This window comes from Arthrobacter sp. HMWF013 (assembly GCF_003061105.1).
Taxonomy (GTDB): Bacteria; Actinomycetota; Actinomycetes; order Actinomycetales; family Micrococcaceae; genus Arthrobacter.
The window spans coordinates 1-5,029 of the sequence record NZ_QAIQ01000045.1; the positions used below are offsets into that span (position 1 = coordinate 1).

Annotated in this window: 6 protein-coding genes and 1 pseudogene; 1 reads left to right on the top strand and 6 read right to left on the bottom strand. The window is 64.1% G+C overall.

Annotated elements, in window-relative coordinates:
- Positions 1 to 306, bottom strand: a pseudogene (locus DBR22_RS02260) (hypothetical protein); the annotation flags it as partial.
- A 227-nt stretch (positions 307 to 533) separates the two neighbouring features.
- On the opposite strand from DBR22_RS02260, the gene DBR22_RS02265 reads away from it, so the two are divergent.
- Positions 534 to 1,478, top strand: coding sequence for a lipid kinase (locus DBR22_RS02265; protein WP_108597598.1), 945 nt, complete (start codon positions 534 to 536; stop codon positions 1,476 to 1,478).
- Between the two features lie 52 nt (positions 1,479 to 1,530).
- Here the strand turns inward: DBR22_RS02265 and DBR22_RS02270 are convergent, their stop codons facing one another.
- The 5 genes from DBR22_RS02270 to DBR22_RS02290 form a co-directional block, all read right to left on the bottom strand.
- Positions 1,531 to 2,526 carry a DUF4862 family protein gene (locus DBR22_RS02270; protein ID WP_108597599.1) on the bottom strand — a complete coding sequence of 332 codons (996 nt, stop codon included), beginning with the start codon at positions 2,524 to 2,526 and terminating at the stop codon, positions 1,531 to 1,533.
- Entirely contained in the window at positions 2,523 to 3,311 is a 789-nt protein-coding gene (locus DBR22_RS02275; RefSeq protein ID WP_108597600.1) for a fumarylacetoacetate hydrolase family protein, read from the bottom strand. Before DBR22_RS02275 ends, DBR22_RS02270 begins: the two co-directional genes overlap by 4 nt.
- Positions 3,312 to 4,061 (bottom strand): amino acid ABC transporter ATP-binding protein, encoded by a 750-nt coding sequence (locus tag DBR22_RS02280; protein WP_108597601.1) that lies wholly within the window; start codon positions 4,059 to 4,061, stop codon positions 3,312 to 3,314.
- Positions 4,058 to 4,759, bottom strand: a complete 702-nt coding sequence (locus tag DBR22_RS02285) for an amino acid ABC transporter permease (protein ID WP_108597602.1) — start codon at positions 4,757 to 4,759, stop codon at positions 4,058 to 4,060. Before DBR22_RS02285 ends, DBR22_RS02280 begins: the two co-directional genes overlap by 4 nt.
- Positions 4,760 to 4,765: 6 nt before the next feature.
- The coding region (locus tag DBR22_RS02290) for a transporter substrate-binding domain-containing protein (protein WP_146187343.1) at positions 4,766 to 5,029 on the bottom strand (264 nt) is incomplete at its 5' end.

The window sequence follows — 5,029 nt, forward strand, 5'->3', positions numbered from 1 at the left end:
GAGCATCCGCCAGCCGAGCGTCACACCCTGGTCGGTGGCCACCGCCACCGGTGCACGGTCCAGGTTCTCCACCTGGCGCTTGAGGTCAGCGGCGCCCGACTGCTGGGCTGCGTTCGAGCTCGGCTCTGCCTGCGCCAGCGGAACACCGGTAAAGGCCAATGCCGCGGCCGTGAGGGCGGCTGCGGCAGCCAACGGCGCAGCCTTGAAGGGTTTGTAGTGAGGGGTACATTTCGCGGGGTAGGTCAAGGAACATCTCCTTTGATGCAGGCGGCAGCTGAGTCTGCCGCATGATTTGTAACGTTTCATTCATGGCCCGGACATATGGGTGAAGATGGGAGGGTATCTGGGCCGGAGCGAGAAAGCGCTTTCCGCCCCTAAGGTTTATCAGGGTATGACAGATCCGGTCAAGACCTTGACGGTGTGTAATGTGAGAACTTGTTCCGTGGTATGCATGCGCAGAACGCTCCTGCACACGAGTAGGGGCTGTCCGGTTTCTGCAGGATTACACAGGTCAAGCACCTAACATGGCCCACATGAAGGATGCCCGAGAGGCCCGCTCTGCCGCCGTCGTGATCAACACTGGTTCACGCCGGGGAGCAGCGGCACACGAACTTGCGCTGGACGCGATGCGAGGGGCCGGTGTGCCGGTCACTTCCGTGCACCCCGTGCACTCCGGGGCGGAATTGGCCGGGGCGCTGGATCAGGTGATGGCGGACGGGCATGATCTGGTGGTTGTCGGCGGCGGTGACGGGACGGTGTCCTACGCGGCCGGCAGGGTGGCAGGCACCGACGTCGTGCTCGGCGTTCTTCCGCTGGGCACCGCCAACGATCTCGCCCGGACCCTGGAGATCCCGAACAATCTTGCCGAGGCGTGTGCTGTCATCGCCCACGGGAAGGTGGTGGACATCGATCTGGGCCGGGCCAACGGCCAGCCTTTCCTCAACGTCGCGTCCGTGGGCCTGTCAGTGGGTGTCACCGAAGCTCTCAGCCCCCGCCTGAAGCGATATATCGGGCCGCTGGCGTACGGCATTGCTACCCTGCGCGCTTATGCCCGGCACAAGGCGTTCCGGGCACGTCTCGAGTTCCCGGAGGGGGACCACGAGCCGATGGAACTCGAGCACCTGCTCCAGGTGGCCGTAGGCAACGGCCAGCATTACGGCGGCGGGAACATGGTCTCCCCGACGGCGGGGATCGACGACCACACCCTCGATATCTACGCCATCCCGCTGGCGCCCCTCCGGGAGCACGTGAGCATTGCGCGGCTGCTCAAGGACGGCAGCTTCGTGGAACACGACAAGGTGTACCACCTGACCAGCCGCCGCGTCCGGCTGGTCACCGAGCCCCCGCTGTCGGTGAACCTCGACGGCGAAATCGCCACCACCACGCCGGCCGACTTCACCATCCAGCGCAACGCCGTCCACGTGGTGGTCCCCCAGGGCAGCACGAGTGCATTGTTGGACGGACCGGGCGCCGCGTGACCTACATCCCTGCGCAGAGCTTCTACGCGCGGGCGCTAGGGCCTCGGCCCAGTCAGAAACCGGCCCGGCACGCGGCGTCAATGGACGCGGCCAGGAGTGACAACCGCTGTTCAACACTGGCTCCTCGTGGTGCGGAAACCTTCAGCCCCCGATAGACCTCCGGTTCAGGACCGGTGGGGGCGCCTTCCAGCACGGCTGCCATGGAACGGATGGCCCCTGACGTCAGCAGGGACGCTGGTTCCACCGGAGCCGGCGGGAGATGGGTATCGTCCCACGCCCCGCCGTAAGCCGTGGCCTGGGATGAGCACCCGGAGAGAACAACACCTGCCAGGACGCCTGCCTGCAACGCCAGTTCTACATGCCGGTCCGGTGCGTTGGTATCACGGCCCTCAATGACCGAGCGGGCCCAGTTCACGGTGACACCTGCCCCCGTGCCCGCGGCAAGTACTGCTTCAATTTCCTGATCCAGCTGCAGGAAACCCTTTACCGGCGGGTAGTGGCCGGAGGCAGCGTCGCAGTGTTCCAGAACGGGCCGGGCACCGTCCCAGTCATACTCCGCCAACTGCTTAAGCGAGTCAGCCAACGCTTCAACGGATGCTGTAGTCCTGGTGAAAGTTCCGATCTCCCCCACCGAAAGACGGGGAGCGCTGTACAGGTGCACCGCGCGAACCGCTTTACGGCCCACCGTCCGGTTCAGGGTGCGTACCGCCTCAGCCGCAGCGGCAGTTCTTTCCAGTGCTGCGCGTTTTCCTTCCAGGTCGGCCGAGGCCAAGCCAAAGCCAACGGAGGCGCCGAGCCGGTCCATGGTGTCCGGAATGGTGGTGAGCACATAGCTGAAATCGGCGGGGAGGTGGCCAATCTGCTGAACCAGCCAGTCGCCGTCGTACTTGTGCAGCCTTCCCGTGGCGTAAAACGGAATCTCCAGCCCAGTGACATGCGGCAGTGCCGCAGCGCCGGACAGAAACGCGGCCTCAGCCACCGGATCCCGGCCGTCCAGGGCCGGAGCCGCAGCGTAGCTGCTCAGAATCAGCCCCGCTCGGCGGGTCACGTCAGGTTCACGGCTGAAGACTCCGGCAGGGCCACTGGATTCATGAGCGTCCCCACGCCTTCGATGTCCACCGAAACGGTATCGCCCGGACGGAGCTCGAGGACCGTTTCGTCAGCAGCCCACGGGGTGCCGGTGAGGATCACGTCCCCGGGGTAGAGGGTCATGAACCGGGAGCAGAACATCAGCAGCTCCGCCACGGAAAAAACCATGCGGGAGGTCGAGGAACTTTGGACCACCCCACCGTTGATCCTTGTGACGAGGCGAAGGTCCTGAAGGTCCCTGATCTCGTCAAGCGTCACCAGTTCAGGCCCGAGCGGGCAGAACGTGTCCAGGCTCTTGCCGCGGGTGGACTGGACGTCGGCTGCCTGCAGGGTCCGCGCGGAGACGTCATTTGCCACCGTCACCCCGGCGACTGCCGCGAGCGCTTCTTCTGCGCTGTGCGCATCCTTCAGCACACGGCCTACGACGACGGCGAGTTCACCTTCGCAGAGGACGGTCCCCGTATGTGCCGGGTCAAACGTGATGGGCCCGCCGTCGCCTGCCAGGCTCCCGGGAAACTTGCCAAAGACCAGGGGAATGCGTCCCGGTGCCCGCCGGTCCGGGGCGGTGCCTCCGGCGGGCCCGGGGGACAGCGGGAGGCCGTTCCCTTCCCGGGAGTCGGGCCAGTAGTTTTCCCCAATGCCGATGAGCTGCCCGGGCAGGCGGACTCCGGGCAGCAGGGCGCAGGCCATATACGGGCGGACCTCCGGACCGGACTCAGCGAGTGTCAGCGGAAACCGCGGCATTCAGTGGCTCAGGTGTGAGGCATAGACACGCAGGCGCGGGTGCTGGAACACCACGTCCGGCGGGCCCTCTGCCACGATGCCGCCGTGTTCCATGAAGATCACCCTGTCCGCCACCTCCCGCGCGAACTTCATTTCGTGCGTCACGATGACCATGGTCATACCGGTTTTCGCGAGCTTGGCCATGATCTCCAGGACCTCGTTCACCAGTTCCGGATCCAGTGCGGACGTGGGCTCGTCGAAGAGGATGGCCTTGGGATCCATCATGAGCGCGCGGCAGATTGCCACCCGCTGCTGTTGCCCGCCGGACAGGTCGGCGGGGTACGCGTCCGCTTTGTCCTCAAGGCCAACCGAGCGGAGCTTTTCCAAGGCACGCCCCTGCGCGTCCGCCCGCTTCTGCCTCTTGGAGATCACCGGCCCTTCCAACAAATTCTCCAGAACCGTGCGGTGCGGCCACAGGTTGAACTGCTGGAACACCATGGAGATTTCACGCCGCAACCATGTCAGCCGGAACTGGTCCAGGACGCCAAGCTTTCCCCGCGCGTTCGGGGTGTAGAACACCTGCCGGCCGTCCACGTGGATGCGTCCGGCGTCCGGTACCTCCAGCATGTTGATGCACCTCAGCAGGGTGCTCTTCCCGGCGCCGCTCGGGCCGATGATGGCCACCACCTCACCGGGAAGGATCCGAAGGTCTACGTCCTTCAGGACCTCGCGCGAGTTGTAGCTCTTGGTGAGCCCGGTGATGCTGATCATGCCATGCTCCTAACGGCTTCGCGCACCTGTTTGGTGGTGCCCATCTTGCGGCCCATTTTCTTTTCAATGACGATCTGAAGGACCATCAGCAGGCTGGTCATGACCAGGTACATTGCCGCCACGACCCCCAGGGTTTCCATGACGTTGTACGTGGAGTTGTAGGCCTTCTGGCCTTGCAGCATCAGGTCCGGCACTGTGATGACGGAGATCTGGGCGGACTCCTTGAGCATGATGATGCAGTTGTTGATGTACGGGGGAGTCATGAGCCGGATGCCTTCCGGAGCTGTCACCCGCACGAACTTCTGCAGCGGGTTCATGCCTACGGAGTCCGCCGCTTCCAGGTGGCCGGTATCAACCGATTTGAGCCCGGCCCTGATGATTTCCGAGAAGAACGACGCCGAGTTCAGGCTCATGGCGATCAGGCCCGCCGTGAATGCGTCCATGGTCAGTCCGAACGGCTTCGTGTAGTAGAAGAAGAACAGCGACAACATGAGCGGCAGGCCGCGGAAGAACCAGACATAGGCAGCGGCGAAGATCCGCAGTGCACGGATCCTGGAGAGCCGCAGGGTGGCGATGATGTAGCCCAGGACGGTGGCGCAGACGATGGCCGCAGCAACGATTCCCAGGGTTGTCAGTGCGCCGGTCAGAAAGATCGGGAAGTATTCGGCTGCAACAGAGCCGGGCTCGGAGATGTTCATGGCAAATTACGCGGCGGGGATCTCGACCGTGAAACCGAACCACTTCTGGTTCAGTTCCTCCAAGGTGCCGTCACCCTTGAGCTCTTCGATGATCTTGTCCACCTTGGGCTTCAATTCGGTGTCGTCCTTGGGAAGGCCGACACCGGCAGGCTTCATTCCGTAGACATCACCGACGATTTTGAGCTCCGCGGCGAGCGGGGAGTTCTTCATGAAGTTCTCAGCCGCGATCCGCCCCGTGGCAAACACATCGATCCTGCCGGCGGCAACATC